Source organism: Xanthomonas sp. NCPPB 2864, from assembly GCF_056675615.1.
Genome location: NZ_JBWWVS010000002.1, coordinates 387,730 through 407,357 on the forward strand (window position 1 = coordinate 387,730; position 19,628 = coordinate 407,357).

Annotated in this window: 13 protein-coding genes; 3 read left to right on the forward strand and 10 right to left on the reverse strand. The window is 66.5% G+C overall.

What is annotated here, in order from left to right:
- Positions 1-353: 353 nt before the first annotated feature.
- Complete coding sequence (locus AC1KVE_RS06625) at positions 354-2,327, reverse strand: transglycosylase SLT domain-containing protein (RefSeq protein WP_481092175.1); 1,974 nt, start codon at positions 2,325-2,327, stop codon at positions 354-356.
- A 271-nt stretch (positions 2,328-2,598) separates the two neighbouring features.
- Here AC1KVE_RS06625 and AC1KVE_RS06630 point away from each other — a divergent pair, with 271 nt between their 5' ends.
- The gene (locus tag AC1KVE_RS06630; RefSeq protein WP_481092174.1) at positions 2,599-5,478 is read left to right on the forward strand and encodes a TonB-dependent receptor; all 2,880 of its coding nucleotides are present in this window, start codon (positions 2,599-2,601) and stop codon (positions 5,476-5,478) included.
- A gap of 908 nt (positions 5,479-6,386) precedes the next feature.
- On the opposite strand, the gene betA is transcribed toward AC1KVE_RS06630, so the two are convergent.
- From betA to AC1KVE_RS06665, 7 genes are all read right to left on the reverse strand, one after another.
- The gene (gene betA / locus AC1KVE_RS06635) at positions 6,387-8,057 is read right to left on the reverse strand and encodes a choline dehydrogenase (protein WP_039528720.1); all 1,671 of its coding nucleotides are present in this window, start codon (positions 8,055-8,057) and stop codon (positions 6,387-6,389) included.
- Positions 8,058-8,214: 157 nt separating this feature from the next.
- Positions 8,215-9,687: a betaine-aldehyde dehydrogenase gene (gene betB / locus AC1KVE_RS06640; protein ID WP_024940791.1), complete on the reverse strand. Its 1,473-nt coding sequence runs from the start codon at positions 9,685-9,687 to the stop codon at positions 8,215-8,217.
- 40 nt (positions 9,688-9,727) lie between these two features.
- Entirely contained in the window at positions 9,728-11,707 is a 1,980-nt protein-coding gene (gene betT, locus AC1KVE_RS06645) for a choline BCCT transporter BetT (RefSeq protein WP_481092173.1), read from the reverse strand.
- Positions 11,708-11,843: 136 nt separating this feature from the next.
- Positions 11,844-12,581, reverse strand: a complete 738-nt coding sequence (locus tag AC1KVE_RS06650) for an endonuclease/exonuclease/phosphatase family protein (RefSeq protein WP_024940789.1) — start codon at positions 12,579-12,581, stop codon at positions 11,844-11,846.
- Positions 12,582-12,630: 49 nt separating this feature from the next.
- Complete coding sequence (locus tag AC1KVE_RS06655) at positions 12,631-13,446, reverse strand: thiol:disulfide interchange protein DsbA/DsbL (protein ID WP_104609291.1); 816 nt, start codon at positions 13,444-13,446, stop codon at positions 12,631-12,633.
- Positions 13,447-13,537: 91 nt separating this feature from the next.
- A complete protein-coding gene (locus AC1KVE_RS06660) occupies positions 13,538-14,188 on the reverse strand; it encodes a thiol:disulfide interchange protein DsbA/DsbL (protein WP_481092172.1) in 651 nt (216 codons plus the stop codon).
- Positions 14,189-14,285: 97 nt separating this feature from the next.
- Positions 14,286-15,083, reverse strand: coding sequence for a c-type cytochrome (locus tag AC1KVE_RS06665; RefSeq protein WP_024939455.1), 798 nt, complete (start codon positions 15,081-15,083; stop codon positions 14,286-14,288).
- Between the two features lie 144 nt (positions 15,084-15,227).
- On the opposite strand from AC1KVE_RS06665, the gene yihA reads away from it, so the two are divergent.
- Entirely contained in the window at positions 15,228-15,851 is a 624-nt protein-coding gene (gene yihA / locus AC1KVE_RS06670; protein ID WP_024939454.1) for a ribosome biogenesis GTP-binding protein YihA/YsxC, read from the forward strand.
- Between the two features lie 70 nt (positions 15,852-15,921).
- Here the strand turns inward: yihA and AC1KVE_RS06675 are convergent, their stop codons facing one another.
- Both AC1KVE_RS06675 and AC1KVE_RS06680 read right to left on the reverse strand, forming a co-directional pair.
- Positions 15,922-16,941: an MBL fold metallo-hydrolase gene (locus tag AC1KVE_RS06675; RefSeq protein WP_481092171.1), complete on the reverse strand. Its 1,020-nt coding sequence runs from the start codon at positions 16,939-16,941 to the stop codon at positions 15,922-15,924.
- 62 nt (positions 16,942-17,003) lie between these two features.
- Complete coding sequence (locus AC1KVE_RS06680; protein WP_024939452.1) at positions 17,004-17,840, reverse strand: helix-turn-helix transcriptional regulator; 837 nt, start codon at positions 17,838-17,840, stop codon at positions 17,004-17,006.
- A gap of 291 nt (positions 17,841-18,131) precedes the next feature.
- Between AC1KVE_RS06680 and AC1KVE_RS06685 the strand changes: the two genes are divergently transcribed.
- On the forward strand, positions 18,132-19,496 hold the full coding sequence (locus tag AC1KVE_RS06685; protein ID WP_024939451.1) for a glutamate--cysteine ligase: 1,365 nt from the start codon (positions 18,132-18,134) through the stop codon (positions 19,494-19,496).
- Positions 19,497-19,628: the final 132 nt, after the last annotated feature.

A 19,628-nucleotide genomic window follows, 5' to 3' on the forward strand; every position in this document is an offset into this window, starting at 1 on the left:
GGTGCGGTGTCCTTGCCGGTTGCGGGACCGTGTGGCGGCACGGATGCCGCCACCGAGCCTCCACGGACGGATTCACGGCGTGTCCCGCAAGCGGTGAGGGCACCGCGCCCTCGACGACCCGAGCCTTCGATGCACCGAAACAACGCAACGACGGGAACGCTTGGTTGGCCCCAGAGCCCCAGAGCCCCAGAGCTTGAGAGCCTGAAGCCTCAGAGCTTCAAGCCTAGGAGCGAACGAAAGGCAAGTATCAGAGCGGCATCGCCTAGCTTGCGCCCCAGGCCAAGACAACCACGCGCAACCGCGCAAGCACGGTCACCTCATCCAGCCGCCATGCCCGGCGGCTGACTGGGAGCTCAGTCCTGCGCCGCGTTATTGGTCGCCTGGCCTGGCGTGCACACCGGTTTCAGACGTTTGTCCACCAGCTTGCCCATCAGGCGATCGCTCAGCGGCAGCATGTCGCCGTTGAGCCGCCAGTCGTAGATCACGCTGAAAGCCAGCACACGCGCGACGTACTCACGGGTTTCCTTGTAGCTGATGGTCTCGATCCAGAAGTCCGGCTCGAAGTTGGGCCGTTGCGATTGCCAGCGCCCGGTCGGCCCCGGGCCGGCGTTGTAGGCGGCGATGGTGAGGTAGGGCAGGCCGTAGGTATTGAGCAACTGGCGCAGGTAGGCGGTGCCGATGGCGATGTTGGTGTCCGGCTCGTACAGGCTGGTGGCGCCCGCGTAACCGGGCAGGGCGATGCCCTTGGCCACGGCCGCGCCGGTGCCCGGCAATACCTGCATCAGGCCCATCGCGTTGGCAGGCGAGCGCGCGCGCGGATTGAAGATGCTTTCGGCACGGATCTCCGCTGCCACCCAGGCCGGGTCGATCGCGTTCTTGGCCGCTTCGCGGCGAATGCTGTCGTCGTGATTCAGCGGAAAGCGCAATGCATAGAGGCGTTGTTCGTCCGGCTGCTTGCCGAGCGCGAACACTGCGCGATCGAACCAGCCATTCTCGCTGGCCACCTGCACCGCCAGCCGGCGCTGGGTGTCGTCGAAGCGGCTTGCGGCATCGTTCCACTCGGCCACGGCCCAACCGGGGCGGTCGATCTGGAACAAGGCGATGGCACGGAGCAACGCCGGATCGCGCGCGACGGCGGCCTTGGCCTGCGGGGTGTCCTTGGGCTCCCACGGGCACAGCCGATAAGGCTGCTGCAGACGATCGGCGGCCAGGAAGCCGTGGAAGGTCGGCGATTGCGCGGCTGCGCGATACAGCGGCTGCGCGGCCGCGGCAGCGCCGGTCTTCTCGGCCAGGCGCGCTTCGAAATACTGCCAGCGCGAATCGCTGCGCTGGGTGGCGGGCATCTTGCGGATCGCCGCCAATGCCGCCGGCCAGTCGCCACGCGCCATCGCCTCGCGCGCGCGCCATTCGTGCAGGCGCTCGTCGTACGAGGCATCGGGCACTGCATTGAGGCGACGCGCCGAATCCCGCAGGTAAGACGCCACCGTCCACAGCGCGATCTGGTACAGCACCTGGCCGCGCTGCGCCTCGCTGAAGCCGAGCGCGCTGGCCAGCTGCGGCAACTGCTGCTCGGCCGCATCCGGGTCGCTCTTGGCCAGCTTGGCCAGGCCATCGACCGCGATGCGCCGGCTGCGCTCGGTCCTGGGCCAGCTCGATGCACGCGGATGCACCTTGTCCAGAAACGCGGCGTAGTCGTTGGCCAGGGCCAGATCGGCTGCCGGCAGACCGCGTGCGGCCGTGCGCATCACCGCGGGCAGTTGCGCATCGGCGGCCGCCTCCACGCGCTCCCAGCGCAGCGCCGGAGTGAGCTCGCCGCGCGACTCCAGCCCGGCGACCACCGGATCGCAGGCGTCGGGCAGGCCCTTGCCAGTGCGCCATAACGTCAACGCATCGCGACTCCACTGCGCATCCAGCTTGCCGGTTGCCTGTCGCGCGGTCAGCTGCGCACAGCGCAGGCCGACGTTGTCGGTGGGTTTCCAGTTGGCCAGCAACGTGGTCCAGTCCTGACGACGCGCCACCGCCGGCAACCAGGTGCTGCGGAAGCTTTCGGCCACCGGCTGGCCTGCATAACGCTGCAAAAATCCCTGTGCCTGCGTGTTGGAGACGTTGTCGATATTGCGCTTGAGCGTGGCAAATTCCAGCCAGCCATAGAGCGGGTGACGGCTCAGGGCACCGAGCTGACCGGCATCGGACTGGCCGCGCTCTGCGGCGGCGATGGCATCGCGCATGGCGGTCAATTGCGGGTCGAGGCTTTGGGCATGCAGCGTGGTGCTGCCAAGGCACAGCAGGCCGACGAAAACAGTGGCAAGACGGGGGGCATAAGTCATTGCGCGATGATACCGAAGCGCGCCCGCGCGCCTGAGTGAATACGTGCAGGATCGACGCCCGTCAGCGCTGTCGGCAGCGACCTGCGCCGCGAGGCGCAGATGCGTCCCGTTGGCGCGCGGTCTTGGTCTGCGGCCCGGCGCGCAATGGGAAGCGTCTCTCACTGCCTGCATGGTTGGCTTGCGGGGCGTTAAGGTTTCGTTTAAAAGTTGGGGCGGACCGCAGGGCACGGGGGCGTGCGGACACTTAGCAGTCCTTCTGGAGAGAGAAAGGATGAAGCGTCTGATTGGCTCCCCGCGGTCATGCCTGGCCGTGCAGTTGTCGTTGTGTCTGATTCCCACACTCGCCTGGGCGCAACAGCCCGAGGCCGCCCCGAGTACGCGCACGCTCGACAGCGTGCAGGTCACCGGCACGCGCATCAAGACCGCAGAGTTGCAGGGCCAGGTGCCGATCCAGACGCTCAACCGCGCCGACATCGAACGCACCGGCCTGACCTCGATCGGCGAGGTGCTGCAGGAACTCACCGCGTCGGGTTCGGCGCTCAACGCCAAATTCAATTCGTCCGGCAACTTCGGCTTTCCGCCCGATGGCGGCGGCGTGGGCGCCGGCTCGGCGCAGGTGGATCTGCGCCATCTCGGCTCCAAGCGCGTGCTGGTGCTGGTCGATGGCATCCGCTGGGTCAACGAGTCTTCGGCCTCCGGCGTGGGCTCGTCGACCGATCTCAACACCATTCCGTTGGCGATCGTGGAGCGCATCGAGGTGCTCGAAGACGGCGCCTCGTCGCTGTACGGCTCGGATGCGATCGCCGGCGTGGTCAACATCATCACCCGGCGCAGCTTCGACGGTGCGCAGGTCACGCTCAACTATGGGCAATACGGCAAGGGCGACGGCGCCAACCAGGGCATGGACCTGGCCTGGGGCACCAGCGGCGAGGATTTCAGCCTGTTTCTGGGCGCCAGCTACGTCAAGCAGGATCCGATCTACGCACGCGACCGCGCGCAGGCCCGCTTCCCGATCCCGGGCACCGGGTTGACCTTTGCCAGCTCGGCAACGCCCGATGGTCGCTTCCAGTTCGTCGACCCCAACACCGGCGTGCGCCAGAACCTCACGCCCAATGCCGGCGTCGGCACGCCGCAATACGATGGCAGCGCCGGCTGTACGCGTAGCGACGACTACCACTGTTTCGGCACCGCAGACCGCTACAACTTTGCAGAACAGAACCTGTTGCTGACACCGTCCGAGCGCAAGGGCGTGTTCGCGCAATTTCGCTATTACTTCAACGACGACGTGCAGTGGTACGTCAAGGCGCTGGGCAACCGGCGCGAGTCGACCAACCAGGCGGCGCCCGAGCCGATCTTTCTCGGCCCCGATGCCGGCACCGGCAATCCGCTGGCCGACAACATCGTGATTTCCGCGCTCAATCCGTTCAATCCGTTCGGCTTCGAGCTGAACTCGGCTACCAACCTGATCCAGATCGGCCGCCGCCCGGTGGAAGGCGGGGCGCGCCGTTTCGAGCAGCAGGTCGACACGCAATACTTCGGCACCGGTCTGGTGGGCACCTTCGAAGGTGCGGCGCGCACCTGGTTCTGGGACATCAACGGCATGTACAGCAAGAACAAGGCCGAACAGACCAACTACGGCAGTTACAACCTCTACAACATCAACCTTGGCCTGGGCGATCCGGCCGCGTGCGCGGCGGTGGCCGGCTGCGTGCCACTGGATATCTTCAGCGGCGCCGGCAGCATCACGCCGGAGATGTTGCGCTGGATCCAGCCGGTGGTGCGCGACCGCAGCCAGAACGAGTTGAGCCTGTTCACCGCCAATCTGAGCAGCGAGCTGTTCCAACTGCCTGGTGGTGCGGTGTCGTTCGCCACCGGCTACGAATACCGCAAATACGAAGGGTCCTACCAACCCGACCCGCTCACCGTGGCGGGGCGCTACAACGGTGTGCCGTCGTTGCCGACGTCAGGCAGCTACGACGTCAACGAGGCCTATCTCGAACTCAATATCCCGATCTTCGCCAATTCGTCGTTGGGCGACAAACTCGACCTGAATATCGCCGGTCGTTATTCGGATTACTCCACTTTCGGTGGTGAGTTCACGCCAAAGTACGGCTTGCGTTGGCAGGTCACCGATGAGCTGGTGCTGCGCACCACTTATGCAGAGGGCTTCCGTGCGCCGACCATCGGCGAGCTATTCGGTTCGGCCGCGCGCGCCGATCTGCAGCTGTCCGATCCATGCTCGATCGGGTTGGGCGGCACCGCGCCGCGCGGCAGCGCCGCGAACTGCGCATCGCTCGGCGTACCGGCCGGCTATCAACAGGCCAACCAGCAGATCTCGGTCACCACCGGCGGCAACGAGCAACTGGATCCGGAACGTTCGCGCAGCTTCAGTGCCGGCTTTGTGTTCAGTCCTGGCTTTGCCAGCAATGCCAGCTGGTCCGACCGCCTCGACCTGGAGATGACGTTCTATCGCCATCATGTCGATGGCGCGATCCAGGCGATCAATGCGCAAACCCAGCTGGATCTGTGCGTGGATACCCTGGACGCACTGTATTGCAATGGCATCGGGCGCGCCTCCACCGGCGGCATCAATGCGTTCAACAACCGGTTGACCAATCTGGGTTCGATCAAGACCGACGGTTGGGATGTGGACCTGTTCTGGACGCTGCCGGAAACCGGGTTGGGGCGATTCAAGTTGTCCTGGCAGAACACCTTTGTGGGCCGCTACGAGGCACTCGGTGCGGCAGGGCAGCGCCAGCCGCAGGGGCCGGGCATCGAAGTGGTGGACAGCGCGATCCCCGAGTGGACCAGCAACGCGGTATTGGACTGGTCGCTGGGCAACTGGACCGCATCCTGGACGGCGCGCCACATCTCCAAACTCACCGAGCAATGCGGCGATGCAGTGGAATTTGCGGTGTGTTCCGATCCTGCAGTAGGCACCAATCGCCTGGATGCGATCACCTACCACGATGCACAGCTGGGTTATCGCGTCGATTGGCTCAAGGGGCTGCAGCTCACGGCCGGCTTGAACAACGTCTTCGACAAGGACCCGCCGCTCTGCCTGTCGTGCTCACTCAATGGCTACGACGCCTCTACCTACGACATCCCCGGTGGGCGCTTCTGGTATGCGCGGGTGGATTTGAAGTTTTAGTCTACGGTGTGGATGTAGCACCAGCAGAGCATGCGATCTGCTGGTTCGCCACAAGGCCCTTGCCCGCCCACCATCGCGGGACACGCCGCAAGTACGTCCCTGTAGGCTCTTACGCGGCATCCATGCCGCGTAAGGTCCCGCGACGGTGAGCGGGCAAGGACCATCGAAGATGGTCGGTGTGCATGGTTGCAAGCAATGCATGACGTGCGCTGCTCGGTAATGGCGCATCCGATCAGCTCCGCAACGCAACGAGATCAGAAGACAGGCTTTCAACAAGCAACCTGCAAACTTTCTGGTGCGGTGTCCTCACCGATTGCGGGACCGTGTGGCGGCATGGATGCCGCCACCGAGCCTACAAGGACGTACTTGCGGCGTGTCCCGCGAGCGGTGAGGGTACCGCGCACTCCACTAACCACGCTTTTGATCGCATCTAAACGGCGCTACGACTCTAAATCTCGGTTGTCTTGAAGTGCTTGGAGAGTGCGGATAGATCAATTGCAGAGCGGTTGATCTGTGACCTCGCTGCAGGGCCCTTGCCCGCCCACCATCGCGGGACACGCCGCAAGTACGTCCGTGTAGGCTCTTACGCGGCATCCATGCCGCGTAAGGTCCCGCGACGGTGGGCGGGCAAGGACCAGTCGAGTTGGTCGGTGTGCATGGTTGCAAGCAATGCATGGCGTGCGTTTTTCGGTAATGACGCATCTGATCAGCTTCGCAACGCAACGAGATCAGAACACGGTCTTTTAGCAAGCAACATGCAAATTTTCTGGTGCGGTGTGCTTACCGATTGCGGGACCGTGTGGCGGCATGGATGCCGCCGAGCCTACAAGGACGTACTTGCAGCGTATCCTGCGAGCGCTGAGGGCACCGTGCACTCGACCCAGGGTAGCGCACTGCGTTTTCTAGCATCACCCGCGCACAGGCGCATCGCCGGCCACGTAGTAGTCGGCGGTGCTGCGCGGCAGTGGCGTGCGGCCACGCATGCGGTCGGCGATCTTCTCGGCGATCATGATGGTGGTGGCGTTGAGGTTGCCGGTGATGATGCGCGGCATGATCGAGGCATCGATCACCCGCAGGCCCTCCATGCCGTGTACGCGGCCCTGTCCGTCGACCACCGCCATGTCATCTGTGCCCATCGCGCAGGAGCAGGACGGGTGATACGCCGTCTCTGCGCGTGCGCGCACGAAGGCATCCAGCTCGGCATCGGTCTTGCAGTCCGCGCTCGGGCTGATTTCGCGGCCGCGGTAGGCGTCCAGTGCGGGCTGGGCGATGATCTCGCGGGTGATGCGGATCGCATCGCGAAATTCCTGCCAGTCCTGATCGGTGGATTGGTAGTTGAACAGGATCGACGGATGCTGGCGCGGGTCGCGCGACTTGGCATGTACGCGCCCGCGGCTGGGGGTGCGCATCGAGCCCACATGCGCCTGGAAGCCGTGTTCCTTCACCGCATTGCTGCCGTTGTAATTGATTGCCACCGGCAGGAAGTGGTACTGGATGTTGGGCCAGTCGAATTCTTCGCGCGTGCGGATGAAGCCGCCGGCCTCGAACTGGTTGCTGGCCCCGGTGCCGGTGCCGGCGAACAACCACTGCGCGCCGATGGCGGGTTGATTCCACCATTGCAGCGCCGGATACAACGACACCGGCTTGGTGCAGGCGTACTGGATATAGACCTCCAGGTGGTCCTGCAGGTTCTGGCCGACGCCGGGCAGGTCGTGCACCAGCTGCACGTCGAGTGCGCGCAGCAGATCCGGCGCGCCAATGCCAGAGCGTTGCAGCAGCTGCGGCGAGGCAATTGCGCCAGCACACACCAGCACTTCGCGGCGCGCATGCGCGTCGATGCCCTCGCTGCTGTTGCCGACCAGGTAATGCACGCCGATCGCGCGCTTGCCGGCAAACAGGATGCGATCGGTGGTGGCATGGGTGACGATGTGCAGGCCATCGCGCGGACGCGCCATGTCCAGATAGCCGCGTGCAGTGCTTGCGCGGCGCCCCTGCGGCGTCACCGTGCGGTCCATCGGCCCGAAGCCTTCCTGCTGATAACCATTGAGATCGTCGGTGCGCGGGTAACCGGCCTGCACGCCGGCGTCGACCATGGCATGGAACAGCACGTTGTTGTCGTTCTTCGGCGTGGCCACGCTGACCGGGCCTTCGCCGCCGTGATAATCGTTGGCGCCGATGTCGCGTGTCTCGGCCTTGCGGAAGTACGGCAACACGTCGCGGTAGCTCCAGTCTTCCAGGCCCGGCCGCTTGGCCCAATGGTCGAAATCCAGGGCATTGCCGCGGATGTAGCACATGCCGTTGATCAACGACGAGCCGCCCAATCCCTTGCCGCGCCCGCATTCCATGCGCCGGTTGTCCATATGCGGCTCCGGCTCGGTCTCGTAGGCCCAGTTGTAGCGACGGCCCTGTAACGGGAACGCCAGCGCCGCCGGCATCTGGGTGCGGAAATCCAGCCGGTAATCCGGCCCGCCGGCCTCCAGCAGCAACACGCTGACGCCCGGATCTTCGGTCAGGCGCGCGGCCAGCACGTTACCTGCCGAGCCGGCGCCGATGATGATGTAGTCGTATTCGCGTTGCATAGGGTTCTCCTTGTTGCGGTGCCGGTGTGAAGCGGCTTTCAAGACGATTGCGCGGTGGGCGGCTGTTCTTGTTCGAAATGGCGGCGCGGTCTACAGGCTTCAGCTCGCGCAGCTCGCCGGTATCGCCGGCGACGGCCTGCCAGGTGGCGTCGGCCGGTCAAAACACCGACGCGTAGCGTTCCAGTTCGACCTGGATGGATTTGGTGCGGGTATAGGCCTGCAGCGTGGCCAGGCCGTTCTCGCGACCCACGCCGGATTGCTTGTAGCCGCCCACCGGCATCGCTGCCGGCGACTCGCCCCAGGTGTTGATCCAGCAGATGCCCGCCTGCAGGCGATGGATCAGCCGATGCGCGCGCGCCAGGTCGGGCGTCACCACACCTGCGGCCAGACCGTAGGTGGTGGCATTGGCGCGCGCGATCGCTTCGTCTTCGTCGTCGTAGGTGAGCAGGCTCAGCACCGGTCCGAAGATCTCCTCGCGCACGATGGTCATCACGTCGGTGCAGTCGCTGAAGATGGTCGGTGCGACGTAGCAGCCCTGTGCCAGCGCGCCATCGCGCAGACGTTCGCCACCGCATAGCAGGCGCGCCCCCTCGGCCTTGCCCTGTTCGATGTAGTCCAGCACGCGCTGCATGTGCGCGGCGCTGACCAGCGGGCCGAAGGTGGTGCGCGCGTCCAGCGGGTCGCCGATGTGGATGCGTTGCACGCGTGCCAGCAGCCGCGCCTCGAAGGCGTTGCGCAGCGCGCGCGGCACGAACACGCGGGTGCCATTGGTGCAGACCTGCCCGGAGCTGTAGAAGTTGGCCATCATCGCGATGTCGGCGGCCAGATCCAGATCGGCGTCGGCGCAGACGATCAGGGGCGACTTGCCGCCCAGTTCCATGGTCACGTCTTTCAGCGACGAACTCGAGGCACTGGCCATCACCTTGCGCCCGGTCGCGGTGCCGCCGGTGAAGCTGATCTTTTCGATCTGTGGGTGCTCGGTGAGCGCGGTGCCCACGCTGGCGCCGTCGCCGGGGAGCACGTTGAACACGCCATCGGGCAGGCCGGCCTCGGTGAAGAGTTCGGCCAGCTTGAGTGCGGTCAGCGGTGTCACTTCGCTGGGTTTGAAGATCATTGCGTTGCCGGCCGCCAACGCGGGCGCGGCCTTCCACAGCGCGATCTGGATCGGGTAATTCCATGCGCCGATCGCGCCGACCACGCCGAGCGGCTCGTGCCGCGTGTAGAAGAAGCTGCCTTCGCGCAGGGGTACCTGTGCGCCCTGCAGCGCCTGCGCCACCCCGGCGTAGTACTCCAGCACGTCTGCGCCGGTGACGATGTCCACGCTGCGGGTTTCGCTCAGCGGCTTGCCGGTGTTGAGCGTTTCCAGCTCGGCCAGCGCGTCGTTGCGCTCGCGCAGCAGCGCCACCGCACGCAACAGGATGCGCGAGCGTTCCACCGCGGTCAGTGCCGCCCATTGCTGCTGGCCGGCCGTGGCGCTGTCGACCGCGGCATCCAGGTCGTCGGCACCGGCGTTGTGCACATTGGCCAACACTTCGCCGGTGGCGGGGTTGACCACTTCGAAGGTGTGGCCGCCGCGGGCGGGAACATAGCGGCCGCCGATATACAGCAACTGGTCGGGAAAACGTGGCATGACAAACCTCCTGTGGGGCGCACGCGGCAGCGGCGGCACCTCAGCGAGTGAGATGCAGGAACTGCAGGTGACGCTCGTATTGATCGATGATGTCGTTGATGATCTGCTCGCGGCTGTAACCGACCAGGTCGTAATCCTGGCTGCCTTCGTACAGATACACTTCGGCGCGGTAATAGCGTTGGTTGCGCAGGCGTTGCGCGGCGAAAGACGGCGTCAGGTAGCCGCGCATCACCACCTGGTAGCGGAAGCCCTGCTGCTCGCCGTGGTCGACGCTGATTTCCATGTCGTCGTCGTCCAGCCGGCTGCTGACCTGCCAGCCTTCTTCCTGCAGTTGCGCGGTGACCGCTTCGATCGCCGGGCGCACCTGGTCGTGCATGAAGCGATAGACCTCATCGCGCGCCGGGAAATGCATCGCCTGGCCCAGGCGCTGACGCCAGCCGCGGTGATGCCGCGATTGCCCGATCAGCGGGCTGGGGCTGTAGAGCTGTGCGCGCTTGCGTTGCGATTCTTCGCTGAGCGCGCGCGACAAGCCCCAGGCCATCAGCAGCAACACCGCAGAGAACGGCAGCGAGGCCAGCACCACGGCCGATTTCAATGCGTCCATGCTGCCGGCCAGCAGCAGGCCGCCGGTCACCACCGCGGTGAGCACACCCCAGAACACGCGCAACCAGCGCGGGCCATCGTCGTGCGGCTCGCCGCCGTGCGAGGACAGCGTGGACAGCACCACCGTGCCGGAATCGGCAGAGGTGACGAAGAACACGAAGCTGATCGCCACCGTCACCGTGATCACCGTGCGGCTCCACGGGTAGCCCTGCAACAGCGAATACAGCACCGTCTGCGGCGCATCGATGGCCTGCTGCGCCAGCGCGCCCTGGCCGTGATGCAGCAGCTGGTCCAGCGCGCTGTTGCCGAAGATCGACAGCCACGCCAGGGTGAAACCGAGCGGTATCAGCAACACGCCGAGCACGAATTCGCGAATGGTGCGGCCGCGCGAAATGCGTGCGATGAACAGGCCCACGAACGGCGCCCAGCCGATCCACCACGCCCAGTAGAACACCGTCCAGTTGCCGAGCCAGTCGCTGCGGCCGCCGTAGGCATATACATCGAAACTCTTGTTGACCACGCTGCCCAGGTAGTCGCCCAGGTTCTGGATCAGCGCGTTGAGCAGGTACTGCGTGGGGCCAGCGAACAGCATGAACAGCAGCAGCGCGATCGCCAGCAGCATGTTGATGTCCGACATCCAGCGCACGCCTTTCTCGACGCCGGACACCGCCACCACGATCGCCGCGCCCATCATCGCCACGATCAGCGCGACCTGCACCCAATGGGTATGCGGCACATCCATCAAGGTGCTCAGGCCGGCGTTGAGATGCAGCACGCCAAAGCCCATGTCCGCGCCCAGGCCGAACACGGTGGCCACGATGCCCAGCGCATCCACCGTGTAGCCGATCGGCCCGTTGATGCGCTTGCCGATCAGCGGATACAGCGCCGAGCGCAAGGCCAGCGGCAGGTTGTGGCGGAATGCGAAATACGCCAGCGCCATTGCTGCCAGCGCGAACACGCCCCAGCCATGCAATCCCCAATGCAGGAACAGCAGCTGCATCGCCTGCCGCGCGGAAACTTCACCGCTGCCAGTGCCGCCCTGCGGCGGTTGCAGGTAATGGGTGAGCGGTTCGGAGACGCAGAAGAAGAACAGCGTGATGCTGATGCCTGCGGCGAACAACATGCCGGCCCAGGAGAGATAGCTGAATTCCGGTTCGTCGTGATCGGCGCCGAGCTTGATGTTGCCGTAGCTGGACAAGGCCACGCCAAGCACGAACACCAGATACACCGTCATCGCCAGCAGGTAGTACCAGCCGACATTGCGCGAGGCCCAGGTCTGCGCGTCCAGCAGCACGCGGCCCGCTTCGAGCGGAAACAACGACACCAACAACGCAAACGTACACACCACCGTGGCCGCCAGCACGAACACCGGGCGCAGGGTGCGCACCGGCAACAGCTGCGGCTCAACCGCACTCATGCCGACACACTCATATGACGCGTATCACGTGCTGTGCTCCCAACGAAAAACCGCCTGCGTTATCGCACAGGCGGTGTCGAGGGGGTGTCATCGGTCGAGTCCGCCAGTGCGAACCCGTAGCCACTTTGCGTGGTGGCTAACGCAGCAGCTGCAGTGGCACGCGGATATCCATGCCCACCGCAAGATGGTCGGAGAACGCTGCGGGAATCGCTTCGATATGCTCGATGGTGAGGCTGTCGCTGACCAGGATATGGTCGATCGCCCGGTCCGGACGCCAGCTCGGAAACGTATGCACTTCGCAGCTCGGCGGCTGCAACCGCGTGTGCCGGTACAGCGCCTGCATTTCCGGCCGGTCGGCCATGCAGTTGAAATCGCCCATCAACATCGCGTTGGGATGCTCGGACAACAATTCGGCGATGAAGGCCAGCTGCGCCATGCGCGAATTGGCGCCCAGCGACAGATGCGCCACCGCCACCGCCAGGCCTTCGCGCCCCTGCCCGAACTTGGCCAGCAGGATGCCGCGTCCGCCGATCCGGCCGGGCAGGGCGTGGTCCTGCACTTCCAGCGGTTCCAGCTTGCTGAGCAAACCATTCGCGCTGGAGGCCACCCCGCCCATGCGGCGGTTGGGCTGGTGGCTCCAGTAATGGAAGCCGGCGCGCTCGGCCAGATAATGGGTCTGGTTGGTGAAACCCGAGCGCAGGCTGCCCGGGTCGGCCTCTTGCAGGCCGACGATGTCGCGCTCGCCGGCCAGCTTGGCAATGCTGTCCAGGCTGGTGCGCTTGCTGCCCAGCGGCAACGCATGCGACCAGCTGCGCGTGACGTAATCGCTGTAACGGCGGGTGCTGGAGCCAGCCTGGATATTGGCCGTCAGCACCCGCAGGGTGCGCGAATCCGAAGCGTTCACAGGGCGGCGATCGACAGGATCACTTGGCCAGCGTGGCGCGTTCGCGCGCAATCAGGTGATCGGCAATGCGCAGCATGTCCGGGAAGCTCTGGCCCTTGACCAGGTACTTGCCGTTGACGATCAGCGACGGGGTGCCGGTGAGCTTGCTGCGGGTGGCGAACTGCTTGGCGCGGTTGGTCTTGGCCGACACGCCGAAGCTGCTCATGGTGTCGATGAAGGTCTTCTGGTCCACGCCGTACTTGGCGTAGAACGCGGCGATGTCCTGCACCGAATCCTTGCCGCGCTCGCCCTTGAGGGTCTGCTCGGTGTGGATGGCCTTGTACAGCGCTTCGTGGGTCTTTTCCTGCACGCCCAGGGTTTCAGCGGCGTAGAACGCACGGCCGTAGTCGTCCCACGGGCCGCCGAACATCGCCGGCACGTAGACGAAGTGCACGTCCGACGGCAGGCCGGCCTTCCACGGCCCGATCAGCGGCTGGAACGCGTTGCAGGCGGGGCAGACATAGCCGAAGACCTCGGCCACTTCGATCTTGCCGGCGGCCTGCTGGTACGGCTGGCCGCCTTCGATATCCAGATAGTCGGTGCCGGCGACCGGCTCGGGGCCGTTCGGCGCGCGCGGTGCGGCGCTGGGGGCGGCGGCCGGCGGGGTGCTGGCGCTCTCGCCAACCGCAGGCGGTGCGGCGGGGTCGGCGGCCGGCGTGGCAGCGGCCGGAGCAGGCGCCGTTGCGGCAGCCGGCGTGGTGGCGGCAGGTGCGGTATCGGACGAGCCGTCCTGGGCCTTGCAGGCGACCAGGATCGGCAGCAGCGCCATCAGCGTCAGGGCGAAGCGGGTCTTCATCGGATTGGATCTCCAGCGTGGGGCGAGGAAAGGGCCGGACGGCCGCGGGGCGCATGATGCCACGGGCGGCCGTCGGTGGCGGTTACGCGGTTCAGCGCTTGGCAGGCGCGGCGTGTTCGCGGGCGATCAGGTAGTCGGCCACGCGCAGCATGTCCGGGTAGTTGCGCGCGCCGATCAGATAGCGTCCGTTGACGATGATCGCCGGGGTGCCGGGCAGCTTGCTGCGCTTGGCGAACTCGCGCGCGGCATCGAGCCTGGTGTCGACCGCCTGGCTCTTGTAGGTCTCGATGAAGCGCTGCTGCGGCACGCCATAGCCGGCGTAGAAGGCGGCCAGTTCCTCCGGGGCGACGTTCTGGGTCGGCACGGTCTGCTTCTCGTGGATCGCCTCGAACATGGCGCGATGGCTGCGCTTGGCCACGCCCAGGATGTCGGCGGCGAAGTAGGCACGCGCGAAGGCATCCCAGAACCCGCCGAAGGCCGCCGGCACCGGGGTGAAGCGCACATACGACGGCTGCTTGGCCACCCAGGCCTCCAGGGTCGGCTCGAAGTGCGCGCAGTGCGGGCAGGTGTAGCCGAACACCTCGACCACTTCCACCTTGCCGGCTAGCGGCGCGTACGGCTGGCCGCCGTCGATGACGATGTAGTCGTCGCCTTCGACCGGCGGGGCGTTCTTGTCGGCGGCACAGGCCGCCAGCGGCATCAACAGCAACAACAGCAGGGACAGGCGGGAAAGCAGATTCATGCAGGCTCCGTGGGGGTGGGAAGGGGGAGGGCGGGAAACGACGACGCCGGTCGCGGGACCGGCGTCGTGACACGCTGTGGCGGTTGCGGCGGTCAGCTCATGAGCGTGCGGGCGTTGCTGCGGGCAGTTGTGCGGCGGCGGCATCGTCGGCGCGGTCGTGCAGACCCTGCAGATAGCTGGCCAGCGCCTGGATCTCCTGCTCGGTCAGCGGGTGCGCCACCTGCGCCATGATATTGAACAGCGCCGGGTTGCGCTCCTGGGTGGTGCCGGCCTGGTATTCCTTCAGGCGCCGCGCCACGTACTCGGCATGCTGGCCGCCCAGGCGCGGATACGCCGGGCCGGGATTGCCGCTGCCGGACGGGCCATGGCAGGCCATGCAGGCCGGCACGCCGCGCGCGACATCGCCACTGCGGTAGAGCTTCTCGCCGACTTGGTAGAACTTCAGGCCCTGGTACGGCCCCTCGTTGACCACCGCATCGTCGGCCACCCCGGCAGCGGCTTTCTGCGTGGCGAAGTAGGCGCCCAGGTCGCGCATGTCCTGCGCGGTGAGGTCCTTGACGAACGGCACCATCACCGCCGACATGCCGGTATTGCGCTCGCCGCTGGCGATCAAGGCGACCTGGTGCGCCACGTAGCGCTCGGTCTGGCCGGCGATGCGCGGGTACATGGCCACCGCCGGATTGCCGTCCGGGCCATGGCAGGCCGCGCAGGCGGCGGCCTTGGTCTGGCCGGCCTTGGCATCGCCCCAGGTGGTCTTGGACAGGTCCACCTCCAGCGGGGCGATGCGCACCGGCGGCGGATCGGGGATCGGCGTGACCGCCGACTGCGCAAACGCCACGGCGGCGATGACCGGCACGGCGAGGGCGGCGAGGACTAGCACACGAGCATGGCGCATCAGCTAAAGCTCCGTATGGACCCGGCCCGCGCGCGTTGGGTGCTGGCTGTGGCAGGCGTGCTTCGATTATCGACACGCCTTTGCGCCAGGGTCAACGAACAGTGCAGCAAAACCGTCAGGCCCCGAACGTGCGATCCTAGGGAGATGTCGCTCCTTATCGAACAAGCCCGCTACCACCTGTCCGCCCACAACGCCCGGCAATTGCCCGACGATGGCGGCTACGAGGTCGCCTTCGCCGGCCGCTCCAACGCCGGAAAATCCAGCGCGCTCAACGCGCTGACCCGCCAGAACGCACTGGCCCGCGTGTCCAAGACCCCCGGCCGCACCCAGCAGCTGGTGTTCTTCCAGATCCAGCCCGAGCGCTATCTGGTGGATCTGCCCGGTTACGGCTACGCCAAGGTGCCGCAGGACCTGCAGGCGCACTGGCAGGCCTTCATCGACCGCTATTTCCGCACCCGCGAAGCCCTGCGCGGGCTGGTGGTGGTGATGGACATCCGCCATCCGCTCAAGGATTACGACCTGCAGATGCTCGGCTATGCGGCCGAGCGCGGCCTGCCCGCGCACGGTTTGCTGACCAAGGCCGACAAGCTCGGCCGTGGCCAGCAGATGCAGACGCTGCAGAAGGTCAAGAAGGAAGTGACCTCGCGCTTTGGCGACAGCGTGACCGTGCAGACCTATTCCGGCGAGTCGCGCCAGGGCGTGGACGAGTTGCGCGGCATCGTCGGCGGCTGGCTGGGCCTGGACGTCGCGGCGCCTGCCGCGGAGTGAGCCGGGCCGGGCCTGGCGCATGACGCCTGGCCTTCAGAGCATCAGGACGGCGAGCCAGGGCTCGCCGATTTCATTGCGGCACCGCGCCGAATTCGGTCGGCACCCAGCCGAACGCCTTGCCCTCGCGGCGCACATGACCCAGCCCTGGGAACGGCAGATGCGCGCCGGCCACCCACCAGCGGCCGGCGGCGGCCTGCGCCAGCAGACGACGCCGTGATGCGATCGCCTTGCTGCGGTCGCTGTCGGCCTCGAATGAAGCGTCCGGCCGGGCAAACTGCACGGCGTGGTAGTGCAGCACATCGCCCCATACCAGCACCGTGTTGCCGGTGCCACCGTCGAAGCGGTACGAGACATGGCCGGGCGTGTGGCCCTGGCTGTCCAGCGCGGTGATGCCGGCCGGCAATGCGCTGATGCCGGGCTGGAAGCGGCGCAGCCGACCCTGGGCCTGATACGGCGCCACCGCTGCGCGTGCCAGCGGGAAGGCGAACTGCAGCGTCGGCGCGGCACCGGCCTCCGAGGCCGGATCCAGCCAGTACGCGGCGTCGGCCTCGGACAGCCACACCGTGGCGTTGGGAAAGGCCGGCCTGCCCTGTGCATCGAGCAGCCCGCACAGGTGGTCCGGATGCGCGTGGGTGAGCAGCACATCGTCGACCTGGGCGGGGTCGTAACCGGCGGCGCGCAGGTTGCTCAGCACCTGACCCAGGCCGGGCCCCAGGCACTGCGCGGTGCCGGTATCGACCAGGCTGAGGTGGCTGCCGTCCTGGATCAGATAGGCGTTGACTGCCGTCTGCAGCCCCTTGCCGTCTTCGGGCACGTAGCCCTGCGCGAGCAGGCGGTCGCGCTCTGCCGGGGCCACGTTGGACAGCTGTTGCCGCGTCAACGCCACGCTGCCGTCGAACAAGGCGGTGACGCGCAGCGTGCCGATGCGCTGCAGGTAGAAGCCGGGGACCTGTGCGTGGGTGGATGCGGGCGCAGCGGCGTGCGCCAGCGTGGCGCTTGCGGCGAGCAACAGCGGCGCCAGCGGACGCAGGGCGGGAAAAACAGGCATGAGCAACTCCAGGACAGGCGGCAAGCGCCGCGGTGTCGCCATGCTGGCCGCTGCGACCTGCGCGATTCGCTCATTGCGCTGCGCGAAGCGCTCGCGTCGGCGATCTAGCGGCTATTGCCGATGCTGGCCGGATCCAACCCGTAGCGCTGCTGGAAGCGCTGACTGAAGCTGCGGGTAGAGCGATAGCCGGCCCGCGCGGCCACGGTCTTGAGCGGCCAGCGTGTGCTGTAGAGCAAGGCCATGGCGTGCGCCAGCCGCGCGTCGGTGATCAGTTCGCGCAGCGAGCGGTGTTCGGCAGCCAGATGCCGGCGCAAGGTGGCGCCGCTGATGCCCAGGCTGTCCTCGATATCGCGCGAGCGCCACGCCCGCTGCGGTTGCGCGGTGATCAGCGTACGCACCTGCTCGGCAACGCTTGGTGCCGGCGGCAGCAACAGGCCGCCGTGGCCGCGGCGGCAGAGGGTGACGACCAGTGCGGCCAGCGCCAGGCGTGCTTCGGTATACAGGCCGTGTTGCAGCGCATCGCGCCATTGCCGCAGCGTCAGCGCGAAATCGATCGCCGGCAGTTGCGCGATGTCGGCGCCGGCCTCGGGCAGCGGCTCGTTCCACAATGCGCGTGCAGCGGCCAGCGCCTCTTCGCAGAGGGGGACCACCACGCTCAGGTAGAGCCCGGTCTGCGGGTCGGGCGTGTTGATCACATCGATGCGGCAACGGCGCGTCACCAGGAACAGGTCGCCCGGCACGAACTGCAGCGATTGGGTCGCGCTGCGCACCTGCTTGCGGCCCTGCAGCACCATCGCGAACTGCGCCTGGGTCAGATCCACCGAGCGCGCCCCGTGTTCGCGCCGCGCACTCACGCAGGCAAACCCCTCGGCGCGCTCGCAGTGCAGCAGGCTGGCCATCTGCGCGAGCAGGGCGTCGGTGGGTGTGGGCGCAACGGTCATGGCCGGGCGATGCTACAGGATCGCGGCTGCGCGGCTGAGGACGATCAAACGCCGTGCATCCGCGCCTGCGGGAAGTTGCGGGTGTCCAGTTTCAGCCTGGACGGTTGCGACCCACTGCGCCTCCGTCACGCCCGGCCTCGGCTGCCGCGGCCACGCCGTGCGCATGGATGGAAATCTCAGACCCGGCCGATGGCAGCAATTCTTTCCATGCCCTGCGGTTATAGTGCGGGCCTTGCGGTGGCAGGGGAGGACCCCCACATCGTTCCCCTAAATTTTCCTGCGAGCCTGCCCTTGTCGAGTCCCAGCCACGTTGCCGAAACGCCGATCACCGAACGCGCGGAGCTGGTCCAGGTGCTGGCCTCCGGCGAGAAGCCCAGCGCTGACTGGCGGATCGGTACCGAGCACGAAAAGTTCGGCTTCCAGCTCGACGACCTGCGCGCGCCCACGTTCGAAGGCGAGCGCGGCATCCAGGCGCTGCTGACCGGGTTGACCCGCTTCGGCTGGGAGCCGGTACAGGAAAATGGCCACACCATCGCGCTGCTGCGCGATGGCGCCTCGGTGACGCTGGAGCCGGCCGGCCAGCTGGAACTGTCGGGTGCGGCGGTGGAAACCCTGCATCACACCTGCGTGGAAACCGGCACCCATCTGGACGAAGTGGCGCAGGTGGCCGGTGAGTTGCAGCTGGGGTTCCTGGGCATGGGCTTCCAGCCCAAGTGGCGCCGCGATGAAATGCCGTGGATGCCCAAGGGCCGCTACCAGATCATGAAGAACTACATGCCCAAGGTCGGCTCGCTCGGCCTGGACATGATGACCCGCACCTGCACGGTACAGGTCAACCTGGATTACGCCACCGAAGCGGACATGGTGAAGAAGTTCCGCGTGTCGCTGGCGTTGCAGCCGATCGCCACCGCGTTGTTCGCCGATTCGCCGTTCACCGAAGGCAAGCCGAACGGCTACCTCAGCTACCGCTCGCACATCTGGACCGATACCGACGCCGACCGCACCGGCATGCTGGACTTCGTGTTCGAGGACGGCTTCGGCTACGAGCGCTATGTCGATTACCTGCTCGATGTGCCGATGTATTTCTCCTACCGCGACGGCGTCTATGTCGATGCCAGTGGGCAGAGCTTCCGCGATTTCATGCAGGGCAGGTTGCCGGCATTGCCGGGCGCGTTGCCGACGCTGCGCGACTGGTCGGACCACATGACCACCGCGTTCCCGGAAGTGCGCCTGAAGAAGTATCTGGAAATGCGCGGCGCCGATGCCGGCCCGTGGGACCGCCTGTGCGCGCTGTCGGCGTTCTGGGTGGGATTGCTGTACGACGACACCGCGCTGGATGCGGCCTGGGATCTGGTCAAGGATTTCAGCACCACCGAGCGCCACGCGCTGCGCGACGGCGTGCCCAAGCATGCGCTCGGCCTGCCGTTCCGCAATGGCACGGTGCGCGATTTGGCGGTGGAAGCGGTCAAGATCGCCCGCGAGGGTCTGCGTCGGCGTGCGCGCCTGAATGCCGATGGTCAGGACGAAACCGGCTTTGTGGATGTGATCGCCGAGATCGCCGAGAGCGGTGTCACCGCCGCCGAGCGTAAGCTGGCGCTGTATCACGGTGCATGGAAGGGCGACATCGATCGCGTGTTCCGCGAGTTTGCGTACTGAGCGCTTGCTGATTGCAGCAGTGGTCGCGCGCGGCTGATCGATCGCGCGGATCGTTGCTTGCAGGCGTGAACTCTCGGGTGCGCGCCGGCCTGCACCGCCGAGCCTGCGGGCGGGATAACGTGCTCCAACCCG